General features: G+C 60.4%; 20 protein-coding genes. 6 read left to right on the top strand and 14 right to left on the bottom strand.

All coding sequences use genetic code 11. From position 1 onward, the window contains the following. Window positions 1-12: 12 nt before the first annotated feature. The 5 genes from maa to MMS95_RS01630 all read right to left on the bottom strand — a co-directional run bounded on the left by maa (window position 13) and on the right by MMS95_RS01630 (window position 3,359). Window positions 13-570, bottom strand: a complete 558-nt coding sequence (gene maa, locus MMS95_RS01650) for a maltose O-acetyltransferase (protein ID WP_044030338.1) — start codon at window positions 568-570, stop codon at window positions 13-15. A 144-nt stretch (window positions 571-714) separates the two neighbouring features. Further along, entirely contained in the window at window positions 715-1,068 is a 354-nt protein-coding gene (locus MMS95_RS01645) for an MmcQ/YjbR family DNA-binding protein (protein WP_004936783.1), read from the bottom strand. Between the two features lie 4 nt (window positions 1,069-1,072). Next, window positions 1,073-1,489 carry a secondary thiamine-phosphate synthase enzyme YjbQ gene (locus tag MMS95_RS01640; protein ID WP_004936779.1) on the bottom strand — a complete coding sequence of 139 codons (417 nt, stop codon included), beginning with the start codon at window positions 1,487-1,489 and terminating at the stop codon, window positions 1,073-1,075. 125 nt (window positions 1,490-1,614) lie between these two features. Then, window positions 1,615-2,808 carry an amino acid aminotransferase gene (locus tag MMS95_RS01635; RefSeq protein WP_041922290.1) on the bottom strand — a complete coding sequence of 398 codons (1,194 nt, stop codon included), beginning with the start codon at window positions 2,806-2,808 and terminating at the stop codon, window positions 1,615-1,617. A gap of 83 nt (window positions 2,809-2,891) precedes the next feature. After that, window positions 2,892-3,359 carry an Lrp/AsnC family transcriptional regulator gene (locus MMS95_RS01630; RefSeq protein ID WP_004936775.1) on the bottom strand — a complete coding sequence of 156 codons (468 nt, stop codon included), beginning with the start codon at window positions 3,357-3,359 and terminating at the stop codon, window positions 2,892-2,894. 215 nt (window positions 3,360-3,574) lie between these two features. Here MMS95_RS01630 and MMS95_RS01625 point away from each other — a divergent pair, with 215 nt between their 5' ends. Continuing rightward, on the top strand, window positions 3,575-4,342 hold the full coding sequence (locus MMS95_RS01625; protein WP_242141343.1) for a transporter substrate-binding domain-containing protein: 768 nt from the start codon (window positions 3,575-3,577) through the stop codon (window positions 4,340-4,342). Window positions 4,343-4,386: 44 nt separating this feature from the next. On the opposite strand, the gene alr is transcribed toward MMS95_RS01625, so the two are convergent. Further along, on the bottom strand, window positions 4,387-5,466 hold the full coding sequence (gene alr, locus MMS95_RS01620) for an alanine racemase (RefSeq protein ID WP_164095428.1): 1,080 nt from the start codon (window positions 5,464-5,466) through the stop codon (window positions 4,387-4,389). A 17-nt stretch (window positions 5,467-5,483) separates the two neighbouring features. Next, a complete protein-coding gene (dnaB, locus tag MMS95_RS01615) occupies window positions 5,484-6,908 on the bottom strand; it encodes a replicative DNA helicase (RefSeq protein ID WP_025160134.1) in 1,425 nt (474 codons plus the stop codon). Window positions 6,909-7,075: 167 nt separating this feature from the next. Between dnaB and MMS95_RS01610 the strand changes: the two genes are divergently transcribed. Further along, window positions 7,076-8,059, top strand: a complete 984-nt coding sequence (locus tag MMS95_RS01610; RefSeq protein WP_015379219.1) for a quinone oxidoreductase — start codon at window positions 7,076-7,078, stop codon at window positions 8,057-8,059. A gap of 299 nt (window positions 8,060-8,358) precedes the next feature. Here the strand turns inward: MMS95_RS01610 and pspG are convergent, their stop codons facing one another. Together pspG and dusA are read right to left on the bottom strand one after the other, a co-directional pair. After that, entirely contained in the window at window positions 8,359-8,577 is a 219-nt protein-coding gene (gene pspG / locus MMS95_RS01605) for an envelope stress response protein PspG (protein ID WP_242141342.1), read from the bottom strand. A gap of 155 nt (window positions 8,578-8,732) precedes the next feature. Beyond that, on the bottom strand, window positions 8,733-9,743 hold the full coding sequence (gene dusA, locus MMS95_RS01600) for a tRNA dihydrouridine(20/20a) synthase DusA (protein WP_019453217.1): 1,011 nt from the start codon (window positions 9,741-9,743) through the stop codon (window positions 8,733-8,735). A gap of 202 nt (window positions 9,744-9,945) precedes the next feature. Between dusA and MMS95_RS01595 the strand changes: the two genes are divergently transcribed. Beyond that, complete coding sequence (locus tag MMS95_RS01595) at window positions 9,946-10,479, top strand: tetratricopeptide repeat protein (protein ID WP_049278424.1); 534 nt, start codon at window positions 9,946-9,948, stop codon at window positions 10,477-10,479. An 18-nt stretch (window positions 10,480-10,497) separates the two neighbouring features. Then, the gene (locus tag MMS95_RS01590) at window positions 10,498-11,043 is read left to right on the top strand and encodes an RNA polymerase sigma factor (protein WP_021505140.1); all 546 of its coding nucleotides are present in this window, start codon (window positions 10,498-10,500) and stop codon (window positions 11,041-11,043) included. Between the two features lie 30 nt (window positions 11,044-11,073). Here the strand turns inward: MMS95_RS01590 and MMS95_RS01585 are convergent, their stop codons facing one another. Then, window positions 11,074-11,646: a sugar O-acetyltransferase gene (locus tag MMS95_RS01585; RefSeq protein WP_004936750.1), complete on the bottom strand. Its 573-nt coding sequence runs from the start codon at window positions 11,644-11,646 to the stop codon at window positions 11,074-11,076. 245 nt (window positions 11,647-11,891) lie between these two features. On the opposite strand from MMS95_RS01585, the gene zur reads away from it, so the two are divergent. Beyond that, window positions 11,892-12,404, top strand: a complete 513-nt coding sequence (gene zur / locus MMS95_RS01580; protein ID WP_015379223.1) for a zinc uptake transcriptional repressor Zur — start codon at window positions 11,892-11,894, stop codon at window positions 12,402-12,404. A 102-nt stretch (window positions 12,405-12,506) separates the two neighbouring features. On the opposite strand, the gene MMS95_RS01575 is transcribed toward zur, so the two are convergent. The 4 genes from MMS95_RS01575 to MMS95_RS01560 all read right to left on the bottom strand — a co-directional run bounded on the left by MMS95_RS01575 (window position 12,507) and on the right by MMS95_RS01560 (window position 15,552). Beyond that, window positions 12,507-12,716 carry a CsbD family protein gene (locus MMS95_RS01575; RefSeq protein ID WP_004936743.1) on the bottom strand — a complete coding sequence of 70 codons (210 nt, stop codon included), beginning with the start codon at window positions 12,714-12,716 and terminating at the stop codon, window positions 12,507-12,509. A gap of 315 nt (window positions 12,717-13,031) precedes the next feature. Beyond that, entirely contained in the window at window positions 13,032-14,369 is a 1,338-nt protein-coding gene (gene dinF / locus MMS95_RS01570; RefSeq protein WP_242141341.1) for an MATE family efflux transporter DinF, read from the bottom strand. 103 nt (window positions 14,370-14,472) lie between these two features. Next, on the bottom strand, window positions 14,473-15,081 hold the full coding sequence (gene lexA / locus MMS95_RS01565) for a transcriptional repressor LexA (protein ID WP_004936736.1): 609 nt from the start codon (window positions 15,079-15,081) through the stop codon (window positions 14,473-14,475). Window positions 15,082-15,183: 102 nt separating this feature from the next. Continuing rightward, window positions 15,184-15,552, bottom strand: coding sequence for a diacylglycerol kinase (locus MMS95_RS01560; protein WP_015379225.1), 369 nt, complete (start codon window positions 15,550-15,552; stop codon window positions 15,184-15,186). 148 nt (window positions 15,553-15,700) lie between these two features. Between MMS95_RS01560 and plsB the strand changes: the two genes are divergently transcribed. Beyond that, window positions 15,701-18,166 carry a glycerol-3-phosphate 1-O-acyltransferase PlsB gene (gene plsB / locus MMS95_RS01555; RefSeq protein WP_015379226.1) on the top strand — a complete coding sequence of 822 codons (2,466 nt, stop codon included), beginning with the start codon at window positions 15,701-15,703 and terminating at the stop codon, window positions 18,164-18,166. The last annotated feature ends 20 nt before the right edge of the window (window positions 18,167-18,186 follow it).

Raw genomic sequence — 18,186 nt, 5'->3', positions numbered from 1 at the left:
GGCGCCCGTTTTTTATAGCTGCTTGATGATCCTGGCCGGGTTGCCACCCACCACGCAATTGGCCGGCACGTCTTTGGTCACCACCGCGCCGGAGGCCACGACCGCATTATCGCCGATGGTCACTCCCGGATTGATCACCGCCCGCCCGCCGATCCACACGTTGTCGCCAATCCTGACACTCTTACCGAACTCCGCCCCGCCGACGCGAGTCTCGGCGTCCAGCGGATGGGTGGCGGTATAGATATGCACGCCCGGCGCCAGCAGGCAGTTGTCGCCGATATGCACCTCGCATACGTCGAGGATCACGCAGTCGAAGTTGGCGTAGAAGTTCTTGCCGAGATAGATGTTATAGCCGTAGTCGCAGCGGAAGGTCGGCTCGATGGTGCCGCCCTGATAGCGGCCCAGCAGCTCACCCAGCCATTGTTTGCGCAGCTCGCCCTCTTCCGGCGAAGAGTGGTTATAGCGATGCGTTAGCTGGCGTGCGCGCCGGCGTTCGCTGCGCAGCAGTTCATCGCCGGCGTCGTACAGTTCCCCGGCGATCATCTTGCGCTTTTCTTCGCTCATGGCCATGTCGGCCTCCTTCATCCGCGTGTCTTGAATGCCCAAGCGTAGCTGTTTTAGTGCCGCAACAAAAAGGGAACGTTCCCAAATCCAGGCCGCGATCACGCTTTAACATGAAAAAACAGAAGAAAAACGGGCGCCGCCGCCCGGCAATCAGGCGCGCAGCTCCTGGCGCACGTGTTCGGGCAGGCCGTCCACCACCAGCTGATAGGAGCTGTCGATCAGGGTGTAAAACTGCGAGTTCGGCAGGTTGCCGTCGAGAAACACCGTATTCCAGTGCGCCTTGTTCAGGCCGTCACAGGCGACGATCTCCGGATGGTGTTCGCGCAGGCTTTCCGCCAGCTCCGGGCTGGACTTGACCGCCAGCGCCGGCCGCCCTTCGACCTCGCACACCATGGCGAACATCACGTCGCCCACCTTGATTTGGCTGGCCTGCCACTGGTTCTGGTCGCTCTGCTCCGCGCCCGGCTTCGCCATGCAGTACTCCAGCAATGCGCTGTTATTCATTGGGTTATTCCCCCTGTAACGTGGCCACAATACGGCGTGCTCCGCCGTGGATGCGGTGCTCTCCCAGCCAGATGCCCTGCCATGTGCCCAACATCAGCCGCCCGTGCCTGACGGGCAGCGTCAAGGAAGCGCCCAGCAGCGAGGATTTGATGTGCGCCGGCATGTCGTCCGGCCCTTCGTAGTCATGCTGATAGGGTGCGTTTTCCGGCACCTGACGCAGGAAATGCTGCTCCATATCGGCTCGCACCGTGGGATCGCAGTTCTCGTTGAGCGTCAGCGAGGCCGAGGTATGCTGCAGCAACAGATGCAGCAGGCCGGTTTGCAGGCGGTGTAAGTGGGTTAACTGGTTGACTATCTCGTCGGTAACCAGATGAAAGCCACGCGCTTTTGCGCTGAGGATTAGCGTTTGCTGATGCCACATGAGTGAGCGCCCCTCAATCAGTATATTCTCTCTCCGGTTTGCGGCAACTTCGGCGGCGCGCCGGCAATAAAAAAGGAGCGATATCGCTATCGCTCCCGATGAACGTCCGTTCAGACTAACAGGCGTTACTGCACCGCGGCAAACGCCTCGGCCACCTGGCGCACGTTGTTGTGGTTCAGGCCGGCCACGCACATGCGGCCGCTGTGGATCAGGTAGACGCCGAACTCTTCACGCAAGCGATCGACCTGCGCCGCGCTGAAGCCGGTGTAGCTGAACATGCCGCGCTGCGCCAACAGGTAATCAAAGTTGCGCTGCGGCAGCGCGCTCTTCAGGGTGTCCACCAGCGCGTGACGCATCTCGAGAATGCGGGTGCGCATGCTCTCCACCTCGTCCAGCCACTGGGTTTTGAGCTGGGCGTCGTTCAGCACCTTGGCCACCAGCTGCGCGCCGAAGTTTGGCGGGCTTGAGTAGTTGCGGCGCACGGTGGCCTTCAGCTGGCCCAGCACGCGCCCGGCCGCCTCTTCGCTTTCGCACACCACCGACAGGCCGCCGACGCGCTCGCCGTACAGCGAGAAGATCTTCGAGAACGAGTTGCTCACCAGGCACGGTAAACCGGCCGCCGCGATGGCGCGAATAGCGTAAGCATCCTGCTCCATGCCGCCGCCGAAGCCCTGATAGGCGATGTCGAGGAACGGAATGATTTCACGTTCGGCGATCACCTTGACCACTTCATCCCACTGGGCGGGGGTCAGGTCGGAACCGGTCGGGTTGTGGCAGCATGGGTGCAGCAGCGCGATGCTGTGCTTCGGCAGCTGTTTCAGCGCGGCGAGCATGGCGTCGAACTTCACGCCCAGGCTTTCGCTGTCGAAATACGGATAGGTATTCACTTTGAAACCGGCGCCGCTGAAGATGGCGACGTGGTTTTCCCAGGTAGGATCGCTGACCCACACCTGCGAATCCGGGAAGTAGCTTTTCAGGAAATCGGCACCCACTTTCAGTGCGCCGGAACCGCCGACGGTCTGAATGGTGGCGATGCGCCCCTGCTGCAGCATCGGGTGCTGCGCGCCGAACAGCAGTTGCTGAATGGCGGAACGGTAAGACTGCAGCCCTTCCATCGGCAGGTATACCGAGGCGCCATGCTCGACGCTGTTCAACTGCGCTTGCGCCGCGGCGACCGCCCGCATCTGCGGGATGATGCCCTGCGCATCGTAGTACAGGCCGATGCTCAGGTTCACCTTGTGCGCGCGCGGGTCTTGTTTGAATTTTTCCATCAGCGACAGAATGGGATCGCCGGCATAGGCGTCAACGTTCTGGAACACGGGGTTTTTCTCCTGGTTTATTGTGGTTTTGGGCACAGCGTTACGTTCCTAATATAGACGGAAAACCGCGTTCGGTTTTAGCTTTATCTCGCCACCGGCAATAAACCGTTTTCCTTGATGCGATTGAGCACCACCGCCGTTTTGATATGCGCCACGCTTTTGTGCGGCGACAGCGTCTGGCTGATGAACTCGCTCAGCGCCGGCAGGTCCGCCACCGCCACTTTGAGCAGGTAATCGGCGTCGCCGGTGGTCTTGTAAGCGTCAAGGATCGCGTCCACTTCCTCCAGCATCTGATGAAAGCTGTCGATCTGCTCCTGCGCGTGCGTGATCAGACTGACTTCGATCAGCCCCACCAGCCCCAGGCCGACCGCCTCCGGCGCCAGCCGCGCGTGGTAGCCGCGGATCAGCTGCGCCTGCTCCAGGCTGATGCGCCGCCGCGAACATTGGGAGGCGGAGAGCCCCACCAGCTCGCTCAGCTCCTGATTGGTCAGACGGCCGTTGGCCTGTAACAGCGTCAGGATTTTCATATCAAAATCGTCAATGTTGTACATAGCCACCTGTAAACTGTGTTAATAAATGTTGACGTTACAGCCTACCAGTTTTTTTACCGTTGCCGACGTCACACCCTGGCGCTTAAATCGCGTACAGCAGCAACGCCCGGCGTTTTCGCCGGTAAGCGGCATAAAAAACGGCTAACTCATGCAGGCAAACGACAATTAACGGCGAAGTAACGCATAAAACCACGAATGTATAAAAAGGACGCCAGATGAAAAAGTTACTCCCTCTCGTGCTGCTGCTCGCCGCCGGCAGCGCCGGCGCGCAATCCCACCTGGACAAAGTGCTGCAGCAAAAGACCCTGGAGGTCTGCACCACCGGCGACTACAAGCCCTACACCTTCCTCAAGGAAGACGGCGGCTATGAAGGCATCGATATCGACATGGCGGAATCGCTGGCGAAGAGCCTGGGCGCCAAGGTGAAGTGGGTGAAAACCAGCTGGAAAACCCTGACGCCGGACTTCGTCTCCGGCAAGTGCGACATCGCCATGGGCGGCATCTCCGTCACGCTGGAGCGACAAAAACAGGTGTTCTTCGCCGACAAGCTGGATACCGACGGCAAAATTCCGCTGGTGCGCTGCACCGACGTGAAGAAATACCGCACGATAGAACAGATCAACAAACCGTCGGTGCGTCTGCTGGAACCGGCGGGCGGCACCAACGAAGCCTTCGTGCACGCCTATTTGCCGAAGGCCAAGCTGACGCTGACGCACGACAACATGAGCATTTTCCAGCAGCTGGTGGATCGCAAGGCGGACGTGATGATCACCGACGCCTCCGAGGCGCTGTACCAGCAGAAGCGCTATCCGAAGCTGTGCGCGGTGAATCCGACCAAACCGATGCAGTACGGCGAAAAGGCTTACATGCTGCCGCGCGACGATCTGAGCTGGAAACTGTATGTGGATCAGTGGCTGCACCTGGCCAAGGCGACCGGCGAGTATCAGAAAATTATCGACAAGTGGTTAGCGGTAAAGAAGTAACGCGTTGAAGAACGGGGCCGACGCGCGTCGGCCCCTGCGGCGTATCAGTCGCCGATGTATTCCATCGCCACGCGCTGCGTGAGCTTGGTGATCAGTTCATAAGCGCTGATGCCGGTACAGGCGGCGATGCGCTCGACCGGCAACGCCGGCCCCCACAGCACCGCTTCATCCCCCACCTTATCGGCGGCGTCCGGCCCGAGATCGACCGAAATCATGTCCATCGACACCCGGCCGACGATCGGCACTTCGCGGCCGTTAATCAGGATCGGCGTGCCGGTCGGCGCGCTGCGCGGGTAACCGTCGCCGTATCCCATCGCCACCACGCCAAGGCGAGTATCGCGCGGGCTGACCCAGGTGCCGCCATAGCCCACCGCTTCACCGGCCTTGTGCTCGCGCACCGCGATCAGGCTGGATTTCAGCGTCATCGCCGGCAGCAGGCCATGCCCGGCGCCGCTGCCGTTATCCAGCGGCGAGACGCCGTACAGAATGATGCCGGGACGCACCCACTCGTTGTGAGCATCCGGCCACAGCAGCGTGCCGCCGGAGGCGGCGACCGAGCGCTGGCCCGGTTTGCCTAGCGCGAACTGCTCAAAGCAGGCGATCTGTTTCAGGGTGGCGTCGGACTCCGGCTCATCGGCGCGGCTGAAGTGGCTCATGATATTGACCGGCTGCGCCACGTTGCGGCAGGCGCACAGGCGCTGATAAAACGCCTCCGCCTGCTCGGGGCGCACCCCCAGCCGATGCATGCCGGTATCGAGCTTCATCCACACCGGCACCGGGCGCGCCAGTTCGGCCTGCTCCAGCGCTTCGAGCTGTTCGATGCAGTGCACTGCGGTTTCGATGTTGTTCGCCACCAGCACCGGCAGGTCTTCGGCACAGAAGAAGCCTTCCAGCAGCAGGATCGGTTTGACGATGCCGCCGGAGCGCAGCATCAGCGCCTCGCCGATGCGCGCCACGCCGTAGCAGTCGGCGTCTTGCAGGGTGTGTGCTGTTTCCAGCAGGCCATGTCCATAAGCGTTTGCTTTCACAACGGCAATCAGGCGGCTTTGCGGCGCCTGGCGGCGCACCTGTTGCAGATTATGTCGCAGAGCGCGGCGGTCGATTACAGCGGTTGCCGCTTTCATTTCAGTTCCTTAGCTGATTATTCGTCATCGTATTGTGGCCCCGCGTAGTTATCGAAACGCGACCACTGGCCGTTAAAGGTAAGGCGCACGGTGCCGATCGGGCCGTTACGCTGCTTACCGATAATAATTTCCGCGATCCCTTTCAGATCGCTGTTCTCGTGATACACCTCATCACGATAGATGAACATAATCAGGTCGGCGTCCTGCTCGATGGAGCCGGATTCACGCAGATCGGAGTTGACCGGGCGTTTGTCGGCGCGCTGCTCCAGGCTGCGGTTCAGCTGCGACAGCGCCACCACCGGCACCTGCAGCTCTTTCGCCAGCGCCTTCAGCGAGCGCGAAATCTCGGCGATCTCCAGCGTACGGTTGTCGGACAGGGCCGGCACGCGCATCAGCTGCAGGTAGTCGATCATGATCAGGCTAAGCCCGTCGTGCTCGCGGAAAATGCGCCGCGCGCGCGAGCGCACTTCGGTCGGCGTCAGGCCGGAGGAGTCGTCGATGTACATGTTGCGCTTCTCCAGCAGGATGCCCATGGTGCTGGAAATGCGCGCCCAGTCCTCATCGTCGAGCTGGCCGGTACGGATGCGCGTCTGATCCACACGCGACAGCGACGCCAGCATACGCATCATGATCTGTTCGCCGGGCATCTCCAGGCTGAAGATCAGCACCGGTTTTTCCTGGGTCATCGCGGCGTTTTCGCACAGGTTCATGGCGAAGGTGGTTTTCCCCATCGAAGGACGGGCGGCGACGATGATCAGATCGGACTTTTGCATGCCCGCGGTTTTCTTGTTGAGGTCCTGATAGCCGGTATCGACCCCGGTCACGCCGTCGTGCGGCTGCTGATACAGCTGCTCGATGCGCGACACGGTGTCTTCCAGGATGCGCTCGATGCCCTTCGGGCCCTCGTCTTTGCTGGCGCGGTTCTCGGCGATTTGGAATACGCGGGATTCCGCCAGATCGAGCAGGTCTTCGCTGCTGCGCCCCTGCGGATCGTAGCCGGCGTCGGCGATCTCGTTAGCCACCGAGATCATCTCGCGCACCACCGCGCGCTCGCGCACGATGTCGGCGTAGGCGCCGATGTTGGCGGCGCTCGGGGTGTTTTTCGACAGCTCGGCCAGGTAGGCGAAGCCCCCCACCGAGTCCAGCTCGCCCTTCTGCTCCAGCGATTCGGACAGGGTGATGAGGTCGATAGGCTTGCTCATCTCCAGCAGACGCTGCATCTCGGTAAAGATCAGGCGATGCGGGCGGCTGAAGAAGTCGTTGGCGACCACGCGCTCCGCCACGTTGTCCCAACGCTCGTTATCCAGCATCAAACCGCCCAACACCGACTGCTCGGCCTCCAGCGAGTGCGGCGGCATCTTCAGCCCTTCCATCTGACGATCTCTGGAACGCTCTCTGGTTTCGTCCGCGTTTGTTTTGTTGGTTGGTTTTTTTCCTGCCATGAAACGTAGTCTTTATCCGGTTGCGAATGAAGGATCTTGACGCGAGAGTATACGTGATTTTTGCGTCATAACCGATGCAAAAAAGGTATTGAATCCCGCACGGGTGAACTGGATCTCCGATACTAAAAAGAATAGGGTGAAATCAGACACTCAAACGAGGTAACGATATGGCCAAGCGCATTCAGTTTTCCGCCACCGGCGGGCCGGAAGTCTTGCAATACGTTGATTTTACACCGCTCGACCCCGCCGCTGGCGAAGTGCAGATCGAGAACAAAGCGATCGGCATCAACTACATCGACACCTATGTGCGCAGCGGGCTGTACGCGCCGGCCAGCCTGCCGAGCGGCCTCGGCACCGAGGCGGCCGGCGTGGTGGTCAAGGTTGGCGCCGGAGTCAGCGCGATCAAACCGGGCGACCGGGTGGTGTATGCGCAGTCGTCGCTCGGCGCCTACAGCGAAGTCCACAATGTGCCGGAAGAAAAAGTGGCGCTGCTGCCGCACAACCTCAGCTTTGAGCAGGGTGCCGCTTCTTTCCTCAAAGGGCTGACGGTGCATTACCTGCTGCGCCAGACCCACGACGTGCAACCGGGTGAAGTGTTCCTGTTCCATGCCGCCGCCGGCGGCGTCGGGCTGATCGCCTGCCAATGGGCCAAAGCGCTGGGCGCACGCCTGATCGGCAGTGTCGGCTCCGACGAGAAGGCCGCGCTGGCGAAACAGGCCGGCGCCTGGGCCACCATCAACTACCACAAAGAGGATATCGCCCAGCGGGTGGCCGAGCTGACGCACGGCGAGAAGGTTGGCGTGGTGTACGATTCGGTGGGGCAAAGCACCTGGCAGGCCTCGCTCAACAGCCTGAAGCGGCGCGGCCTGATGGTCAGCTTCGGCAACGCCTCCGGCCCGGTGACGGGAGTCGATCTGGCGCTGCTGAATCAGAAGGGCTCGCTGTACGTCACCCGCCCTTCCCTAAACGGTTACATCACCAACCGCGCCGAGCTGCAGTACGCCAGCAATGAGCTGTTCTCGCTGATCGGCAGCGGCGCCATTCGGGTGGAGGTGAGAGACGAGCAGAAATTCGCGCTGGCCGACGCCCAGCGTGCGCACCAGGTACTGGAAAGCCGCAGCACCAGCGGTTCCAGCCTGCTGATCCCCTGATAGCAACCAAAGAAAAGGGCTCCTTGCGGAGCCCTTTCTGTTACTGCGTTTTGTAGGGGTAGAGCAGAGTCCGCCAGAGACAGGGGTTGCTTTAGCAACACGAATTTTAGGTGTCTCTCACGGTGATGAAATGGGTCGCATCACTGCATCGATCAACATCCTAACAGCCCCGTCCGGCAAAAAACACGCTTTATGTGCCACATTGCAGAGGAAAACTGCCAAGCTGTGATCGCTGCCGCATTAGCGTGGCAGGCAGTTATGCAAGTTTCATCGCGACTGACTGATTATTCAGCAAAAAATCAGTAACGCCTGACCTGGAGTTTCTGCATCGAACGGTAAATCCATACCCCAACCACCGCCAAAATCAGCCACGGCAGCAGCTTGATGACCACCGCGAATAACCCGCCCAACAACATGAACGCCGCCGCCGCCAACAGCGCAGCGAAGATCCCCAGCAGCGAGATGCCGGTCACCATCAGCATCACCACAAAGCCAATGAGAAAGAAAATTTCCAACATGATTGCTCCTTTGCAATGCAACGTATCTGCAGAGTGAATTACAAGAAGCGTGCCAGAATGGCGGAAGGGCTAACCTATTGAAAAAACGGGGAAGGCATCCGGCAGTGCGCCGAATGCCTGGTGAAAAAGACTAACTGTTGGTCAAATTTTTTCGGCTACGCCATTTCGACACGCGGCTGGCGCACCAACGCCAGCGCCTGCTCCACCACCCGCGCATCGGCGCCCGGCTTGTGGGCGTTCTCGCTCAGATGGCGACGCCACTGGCGCGCGCCCGGCACACCCTGGAACAAACCGAGGATGTGGCGGGTGATGTGGCCGAGATAGGTGCCGTTAGACAGCTCGCGCTCGATATACGGATACAGCGCTTCGACGATCGCCACGCTGTCCGGCACCGCGGTCTGCGCACCGAACAGTTCGCTGTCGACCCGCGCCAGGATGCCCGGATTCTGGTACGCCTCGCGCCCCATCATCACGCCGTCCAGATGCTGCAGATGCTGCTGCGCCTCTTCCAGCGTTTTCACCCCGCCGTTGATGGCGATGGTCAGCGCCGGGAAATCCCGCTTCAGCTGATAAACGCGCGGGTAGTCCAGCGGCGGCACTTCGCGGTTCTCTTTCGGGCTGAGGCCGGAGAGCCAGGCTTTGCGAGCGTGGATGGTGAACATGTCGCACTCGCCGCGCCCGGCGACGGTCTGGATAAAGTCGCACAGGAAAGCGTAGCTGTCCTGATCGTCGATGCCGATGCGGGTCTTCACCGTCACCGGAATCGATACGACGTCGCGCATCGCCTTGATGCAATCGGCGACCAGCGTCGCCTGCCCCATCAGGCAGGCGCCGAACATACCGTTTTGCACCCGATCAGATGGACAGCCGACGTTGAGGTTAATCTCGTCATAACCGCGCTGCTCCGCCAGTTTGGCGCAGTGCGCCAGCGCGGCCGGATCGCTGCCGCCCAGCTGCAGCGCCACCGGGTGCTCTTCTTCGCTGTAGGCCAGGTAGTCACCCTTGCCGTGGATGATCGCGCCGGTGGTCACCATCTCGGTGTACAGCAGCGTTTCCTTGGTCAGCAGGCGGTGGAAGTAACGGCAATGACGATCGGTCCAGTCGAGCATTGGCGCGATGGAGAAGCGATTGGCGGCGTAGGTTGGGGCGTGGTTGTCTTTCGTCATGCTGAGTTACTGGCTACCTGAGTCTGTCTGGGTTCAACGAACGGCGCGCGGCCGCAAACGGCTATTATAACGACAATCGACGCCGTTGGGAAAACCGCCTTGCCGGTGGCGTAAATAAGCGGGAGTAAGGCGAATAAATTCACTCGTTCAGGTGTTATCTCATTACGGGCGCGCACGGCGCCTCTGCCTTGAGGACACAACCATGAACAGCTTCATTAAACGCCTGCTGGCATCGGCCATTGCCGGCTGCCTGCTGTTTTCCGGCGGGGCGCTGGCGATGGGCGGCGACGGCAGCGGCCAAACCCCGCCGACCTGTCCGAAAGGCCAGGTCTATGACAGTAAAACCCAGACCTGCACGGTGGATAAAGGCAGCAAAGTCGACGACGCCGACCGCACTAACTATGCCTATGCACTGGCGAAAAGCGGCCGCTATCAGGAAGCGATCGATATGCTCAACACGCTGAAAAATCCCAACACCGCCGTCGCACTGAATTATCGCGGCTACGCCACGCGCAAACTGGGCCGCACCGATGAAGGTATCGGCTATTATTTAAAATCAGTGGCCCTCGATCCGAAATACCCCAAAGTGCGCGAGTACCTGGGAGAAGCCTATATGCTGAAAGGGCGGCCCGACCTGGCGCGCCAACAGCTGCAGGTGATCCAGTCGCTGTGCGGCACCGGGTGCGAAGAGTACCGAGATTTGGCGGCTGCCATCGACCGCCACCCGGAATCTTGATCCGACGCGCCTGCGGAGGTGACTATCAGCGGCGATGCGATACGCGATGAACTCGGCCACTATCTCTCCCGCCTGTGGCGCTATGCGCTGGTGCTTTCGCACCGGCGGGATGTCGCCGACGATCTGGTGCAGGCAACCTGCGTGCGTGCGCTGGAGCGCGCCGCGCAATTCACCCCCGGTTCACACCTGGATCGCTGGTTGTTTGCCATCTTGCACTCTATTTGGCTCAATGAAGTTCGCGCCCAGCATCGTCGTCAGGGGCAAGGCTGCATGGCGGCGGAAGAGCTTGGTGATGCGGACAACGGTGAACAGCCGGTCTGGCTCAATGAAGTGATGCGGCGCGTAAGCCGATTGCCGGCGGCCCAGCGCAACGCGCTGTTTCTGGTGTATGTCGAAGGGCTGTCCTACCGGGAAGCGGCGAAAGTGCTGGCGGTGCCAATCGGCACCGTCATGAGCCGCCTGGCGGCCGCACGCCTGGCCTTGGCCGATGACCGCCAGTTGCCAAACGACGATTCGCACCGTAAGAAGCCCCCTCCTCCGCCCTTGCCCCGCACTCGCCGATAAACCGCTGGCCGCCGATTCGTGTTAAGCGGCCTATTCCAACGCGCGGATAACCCGGCACGGCTGCCCCAGCGCCAGCACATTGGCCGGAATGTCGCCGGTGACGATGCTGCCCGCACCGATAGTCGTGCCATCGCCGATGGTCACTCCCGGCAGGATCACCACGTTGCCGCCGATCCAGACGTTGCTGCCGATAGACACCGGCTGCGCCGAGGTGCGGAAAGGAAAAGCCGGGTCACCGGTAAAGCGTTCACCGGCCTTCAGCGGATGACTCGGCGTGTAGATTTGTACGTTGGGGCCGATCAGCGTGTTGTCGCCGATGGTGATGGTGTTGCAGTCGAGGAACACCGCATTGACGTTGATAAAACAGTTTTTACCGATGCGGACATGCTGCCCGTAGTCGCACCAGAATGGCGTTTCGATCCAGCTCGCCTCACCCCAGTTGCCGAACAGCTCGCCGAGCAGGCGATTTTTCTCGTCCGCCTGATGCGAGTCCAGCGCCCCCAGGCTTTTGGTCAACGCCCTCGCCCGATGGTACAGGGCGATCAGTTCTTCATCGCGGCTGTTGTATTCCAGGCCGCTTAACAGCTTCTCTCTTTCCGTCATCACACAGGGCTCCTGCTCATCACGCGGGTGAAAGGCGTTATACCGCTCTCGCCCGCTGCTCTCCAGCGCTAAAACCGGCAACGTTGATCTACCGCCCGGCGGAGGGGAAAAGTTGTGATGCATCTCTCTTTTAGCGCACTCAGCGCGCCTTTCTCTGCGCTATCCTCAGGGGAAAAGGGGGCAACTATCGGCGATTCGCCGTAATCATGGTAAAATCGGCTTTTTTACGTACCGGGATATTTGCGATGAACTCAACCACCCAGGAAAAGCTGCTGGCGCAGGCGGAACGCCTCTGCCAGCAACGCAATGTGCGATTGACGCCGCAACGGCTGGAAGTGCTGCGTCTGATGACTCAGCAACCCGGTGCAATCAGCGCTTATGACCTGCTCGATCTGCTGCGCGTCGCCGAACCGCAGGCCAAGCCGCCGACGGTCTACCGCGCGCTGGATTTTCTGCTGGAGCAAGGGTTTATCCATAGGGTGGAGTCCGCCAACAGCTACGTGCTGTGCCACCACTTCGAACAGCCGATGCATACGTCCGCGCTGTTTATCTGCGATCGCTGCGGCCAGGTGACCGAACGCACCACCGAAGGCGTGGAGGAGACGCTGCAGAAGCTGGCGCAGGAAGCCGGATTTGCGCTGCGGCACAGCGTGGTGGAAGCGCACGGCCTGTGCGCCGGTTGCGTTGAAGTTGAAGCTTGTGACAGCAAGCATGACTGCGCCGAACACGATCACAGCATCGCCATCAAGAAGAAGTAAGACGAAGTCAGGTACTTCCCTGTACCTGCGGCCGGGGCGCCAGAGGATGGAGCGACGCCGGCCTGCGCTGTTGCCGGCCGCCGTCAGTGGCGGCCCTGCGTGTTACCAGCGGTGTTTGGTGTGATCTTCCCAGGCCTTCACCTCTTTTTCGGCCGCCTCTTTCTGGTAACCGTAGCGCTCCTGAATTTTGCCGACCAGCTGTTCGCGTTTCCCTTCGATGACCGTCAGATCGTCATCGGTCAGCTTGCCCCATTTCTCTTTCACTTTGCCTTTCAGCTGCTTCCAGTTACCGTCGGCTTGATCTTTATTCATAGTCTCTCCGTTAACCTGTGGTGAATCAGTGATCCCTGTCGCCGGCCGGGGTTAACCAGAAGTTTTTCTGGCTGATGCTCCCTTCACCTTAAGAAGCACCGCTCCCCTTCATTTACCAGCCACATGATTCATTCTAGTTAAACATGGAAATAAAAAAGCCAAAACACAGGATAAAAAACCATTAACAAACAAGATAAAAACAAAAAACGCTAACAAACAACGAACTAACGCGAACAGACCAAGGCTGAAAACATGTAAGCAAACATGATCAAATTCATAAAAAAAACTAATCATTACCCCAACAAGACGTCCGGTTTAATGGGTAGTAAACCAGCTGCCGCGCACCTGGTGACGGTGCCAAATCCAGCCCAACGCCAGACCGCGCAGCGCCAGAAACACCGCCAGCGCCAGCCAGAGGCCGTGGTTGCCAAGCAGTGGCACGCTGAACAGCGCCAAACCGTATCCCGCAGCAGCCACCGCCATGCTGTTGCGCATCTCGGCGCCGCGCGTGGCGCCGATAAACATGCCGTCCAGCAAATAGCACCACACCCCAACCAGCGGCAGAATGACCTGCCAGGGTAAATAATGGGCGGCCAACGCACGCAGTTCCGGCAAAGAGGTCAAGGCTGCCACGATCTGCTGGCCGGTAACGGCATACGCCAGGCCGAAGGCCAACGCGACCAGCCCTGCCTGCCTGCAGGCCGCGTGCCACACTTTGCGCAGTTGGCTGTCGTCCCGAGCGCCGTAGGCGTGGCCCGAATGAGCCTCCACCGCATAAGCGAAACCGTCGAGCGCATAGGCGGTGAACGTCAGCAGATTCATCAATACCGCATTGACCGCCACCACCTCGCTTCCCAGGCGAGCGCCGAAAATGGTCAACGACGCAAAGCACAGTTGCAGCAACAATGAGCGCAGCATGATGTCGCGGTTGAGCGCCAGCAGGCGACGCAGATCGCCACGCCAGGCCTGGCGCAGCATCTGCAGGGTAATACCGCGCAGGCGCATCACCCGCCACGCCAACCACAGGCCGAGCAGCAGCGTAGCGTATTCGGCGATGGCGGTTGCCGCCGCCGCCCCCCGCACGTTCCAGCCCAGGCCCATCACCAGCCAGATATCCAGCACGATGTTCAGCAGGTTGCCGACGATCAGCAGGATTACCGGCGCCCGCACGTACTGTACGCCAAGCAGCCAGCCCAGCAGCACCAAATTGGCCAGCGCCGCCGGGGCGCTTAACCAGCGGATCTCAAGAAAACGCCGCGCCTGTTCCAGCACCTCGCCATCGCCACCGACGATCCGCAGCGCCAGTTCGATCAGCGGATAACGCAGCAGGACGATCGCCGCGCCGCCCAACAGCGCCAGCAGCAGCGGTTGCATAAAGGCGCGCGCCAGCGCTTGCGGGTTCTGTGCCCCCAGCGCTTGCGCCGCCAGGCCGGTGGTGCTCATGCGCAGGAATAACAGCAGCATGAACAGGAAGCTGGTCGCCACCGCCCCGATCGCCACGCCCCCCAGGTAGATCGGGCTGTCGAGGTGGCCGATCACCGCGGTGTCCACCAGCCCGAGCAGCGGCACGGTAATATTGGAGAAGATCATCGGCAGGGCGAGGCGCCACAGGGCTTTATCGGTGTCGCTGGTGAAAGCGGAAATCAGGCGCATGATGGGATGTTCCTGTGACTGAGTGACAAAGGGCGAAGTCAGAAACAAAAACGCCCCAAAACAGGGGCGATTGATACAGGGAGCGGCGGTGATGGCGCGGCGATTAAATCCAGTCGCCGTTGCGGATCACGCCGACCGCCAGCCCTTCGATAGTGAAATTCTGCTGACGCAGATCGACCACGATCGGTTGGAATTCGTTGTTCTCCGGCAGCAGTTCAACCACGTTGCCGTGCTTTTTCAAGCGCTTGACCGTCACTTCGTCTTCGATCCGCGCGACCACGACCTGGCCGTTGCGCACGTCTTGCGTTTTGTGCACCGCCAGCAGATCGCCGTCCAGAATGCCGATGTCGCGCATTGACATGCCGTTCACCCGCAGCAGGAAATCGGCGCTCGGTTTAAACAGGGAAGGATCCACCTGGTAGTGCCCTTCGATGTGCTGCTGCGCCAGCAGCGGCTCGCCGGCGGCGACGCGGCCGATCAGCGGCAGCCCTTCTTCTTCTTCCATCAGCAGACGGATACCGCGCGAGGCACCGGAGACGATTTCGATCACGCCTTTGCGTGCCAGCGCCTTCAGGTGCTCTTCGGCGGCGTTAGGCGAACGGAACCCCAGACGCATCGCGATCTCGGCACGCGTTGGCGGCATGCCCGTTTGCGAAATGTGCTCGCGAATCAGATCGTAGACCTCTTGCTGTCTGGTAGTTAGTGCTTTCATTCCGCCCCCTGTTTGTTTATACAGTCTTGCTGTGAGTATATACAGGTAAGCGCGGATTGGGAACCGAAGAATAAATAAAAATCAGTCAGTAGGCGCTTTTCGTCAGCCGAAATGCTGCCATAAGACCGTGCCCCAAACGAACAGCGCCAGCACGATCGCCAGCGACACCGCCGCCGATCCCATGTCCTTGGCCCGCCCGGACAGCTCGTGATGTTCGCTGCCGATGCGATCCACCACCGCCTCGATCGCGCTGTTCAGGATCTCGACGATCATCACCAGCGCTACCGATCCGATCAATAAAATGCGCGCTATCGCACCCACATCCAGCCAGACAGCCAGTATGATAGCCAGAAGGGTGACCACCAGTTCCTGGCGGAAAGCCGCTTCGTGCTGCCAGGCGGCGGATAGCCCTTTATAAGAATAGCCGGCTGCCTTGATGATGCGGGTCAGTCCGGTTGCTTGGTTTGCCATGTTTTCGTGCCTTTCTCAGAGGTCGGTCATAATAAAAAGAGTCTAGAACAGTCCGCGCTGACGGCTCTCGGTTTTCGAACACCACAGATCTGCTACCCGGTTTCTGGTATGCTTGCGGCGCATTGCTAACAAGAGGCTTCACGTTGTTATGTCAGGTTGGCGTAAAATTTATTATAAAATATTGAATTTACCACTTAAATTGTTGGTAAGAAGTAAGGTCATCCCTTCAGATCCGGTTACCGAGCTAGGGTTGGATCCCTCACGGCCGATTTTGTATGTTTTACCTTACAATTCCAAGGCGGATTTGCTGACGCTGCGCACCCAGTGCCTGGCGCAGGATCTGCCCGATCCGCTCAACTCGCTGGAGATCGACGGCACCGTGCTGCCGAGCTACGTGTTCATTCACGACGGCCCGCGCGTATTCCGCTATTACACCCCAAAAGAAGAGTCGGTAAAGCTGTTCCACGACTATCTGGATCTGCATCGCAGCAACCCGGATCTCGACATTCAGATGCTGCCGGTTTCGGTGATGTTCGGCCGTTCGCCGGGCCGCGAAGGCCACGGCACGCCGCACCTGCGTCTGTTGAACGGCGTGCAGAAATTCTTCGCCGTGCTGTGGCTCGGCCGCGACAGCTTCGTGCGTTTCTCCAACACCGTGTCGCTGCGCCGCATGGCTACCGAACACGGCACGGATAAAACCATCGCGCAGAAACTGGCGCGCGTGGCGCGCATGCACTTCTCGCGTCAGCGCCTGGCCGCGGTGGGCCCGAGTCTGCCGGCCCGTCAGGATCTGTTCAACAAGCTGTTGGCGTCCAAAGCGATCGAAAAAGCGGTCGAGGACGAAGCGCGCAGCAAGAAGATCTCGCACGAGAAGGCCCAGCAGAACGCCATCGCGCTGATGGAAGAGATCGCCGCCGACTTCTCCTACGAAACCGTGCGCCTGTCCGACCGCGTGCTGAGCTGGACCTGGAACCGGCTGTATCAGGGCATCAACGTCACCAACGCCGAGCGCGTGCGCCAGCTGGCGCAGGACGGCCACGAGATCGTCTACGTGCCCTGCCACCGCAGCCACATGGACTATCTGCTGCTGTCGTACGTGCTGTATCACCAGGGCCTGGTGCCGCCGCACATCGCTGCGGGCATCAACCTCAACTTCTGGCCGGCGGGCCCGATCTTCCGTCGCCTGGGCGCGTTCTTCATCCGCCGCACCTTTAAAGGCAACAAGCTGTATTCGACGGTGTTCCGTGAATACCTCGGCGAGCTGTTCACCCGCGGTTACTCGGTGGAATATTTCGTGGAAGGCGGCCGTTCCCGCACCGGGCGTTTGCTGGAGCCGAAGACCGGCACCCTGTCGATGACCATCCAGGCGATGCTGCGCGGCGGCACCCGTCCGATCACGCTGGTGCCGATTTACATCGGTTACGAACACGTGATGGAAGTGGGTACCTACGCCAAAGAGCTGCGCGGCGCCACCAAGGAAAAAGAGAGCCTGCCGCAGATGCTGCGCGGCCTGCGCAAGCTGCGCAACCTGGGCCAGGGATACGTCAACTTCGGCGAACCGCTGCCATTGACGGCTTACCTCAACCAGAACGTGCCGCAGTGGCGCGAATCGATCGATCCGATCGAGGCTCAGCGTCCAAGCTGGCTGACGCCGACGGTCAACGATCTGGCCGGCCAGATCATGGTGCGCATCAACAATGCCGCCGCAGCCAACGCCATGAACCTGTGTTCCACCGCGCTGCTGGCCTCGCGTCAGCGTTCGCTGACCCGCGAGCAGCTGGTCGAGCAGCTCGAGTGCTACCTGCAGCTGATGCGCAACGCGCCTTACGCGCGTGACGTCACCGTGCCGACGCAAACGCCGGATGAGCTGCTGGATCACGCGCTGAACATGAACAAGTTCGAGGTGGAGAAGGACAGCATCGGCGACATCATCATCCTGCCGCGCGAGCAGGCGGTGCTGATGACCTATTACCGCAACAACATCCACCATCTGCTGGTGTTGCCGTCGCTGATCGCCAGCATCGTGATGCATCATCGCCGGGTGTCGCGCGCCGAGCTGCTGCGCCAGATCGGCATGATCTACCCGATGCTGAAAGCCGAGCTGTTCCTGCATAACGACAAGGAACAGCTGCCGGAGGTGCTGCGGCCGATGATCGACGAGCTGATCCGTCAACAGCTGATCTGCGACAAAGGCGACGATCTGGTGCTCAACCCGGCGCGCATTCGCCCGCTGCAGCTGCTGGCCGCCGGGGTGCGCGAAACCCTGCAACGCTACGCCATCACCATGTCGATCCTCAGCGCCAACCCGAGCATCAACCGCGGCGCGCTGGAGAAAGAGAGCCGCATCATGGCGCAACGTCTGTCGGTGCTGCACGGCATCAATGCGCCGGAGTTCTTCGACAAGGCGGTGTTCTCCACCCTGGTGGCGACGCTGCGTGAAGAAGGCTACATCAACGACAGCGGCGATGCGATCCGCGAGCACACCCTCGAGGTGTACAGCATGCTGAGCGATCTGATCACGCCGGAAATCAAGCTGACCATCGAAAGCGTCAACATGCCGGAAGAGACCAACGCTCTGCCGAAAACCGATGCGGAAGAAGAGAAAGACGAGTGATTTCGCCCGGCGCGGAAACA

The sequence above is a fragment of the Serratia sp. PGPR-27 genome, assembly GCF_022678525.1.
GTDB classification, from domain to species: domain Bacteria; phylum Pseudomonadota; class Gammaproteobacteria; order Enterobacterales; family Enterobacteriaceae; genus Serratia; species Serratia nematodiphila.
This window is presented reverse-complemented; position numbering and strand designations above follow the sequence as displayed.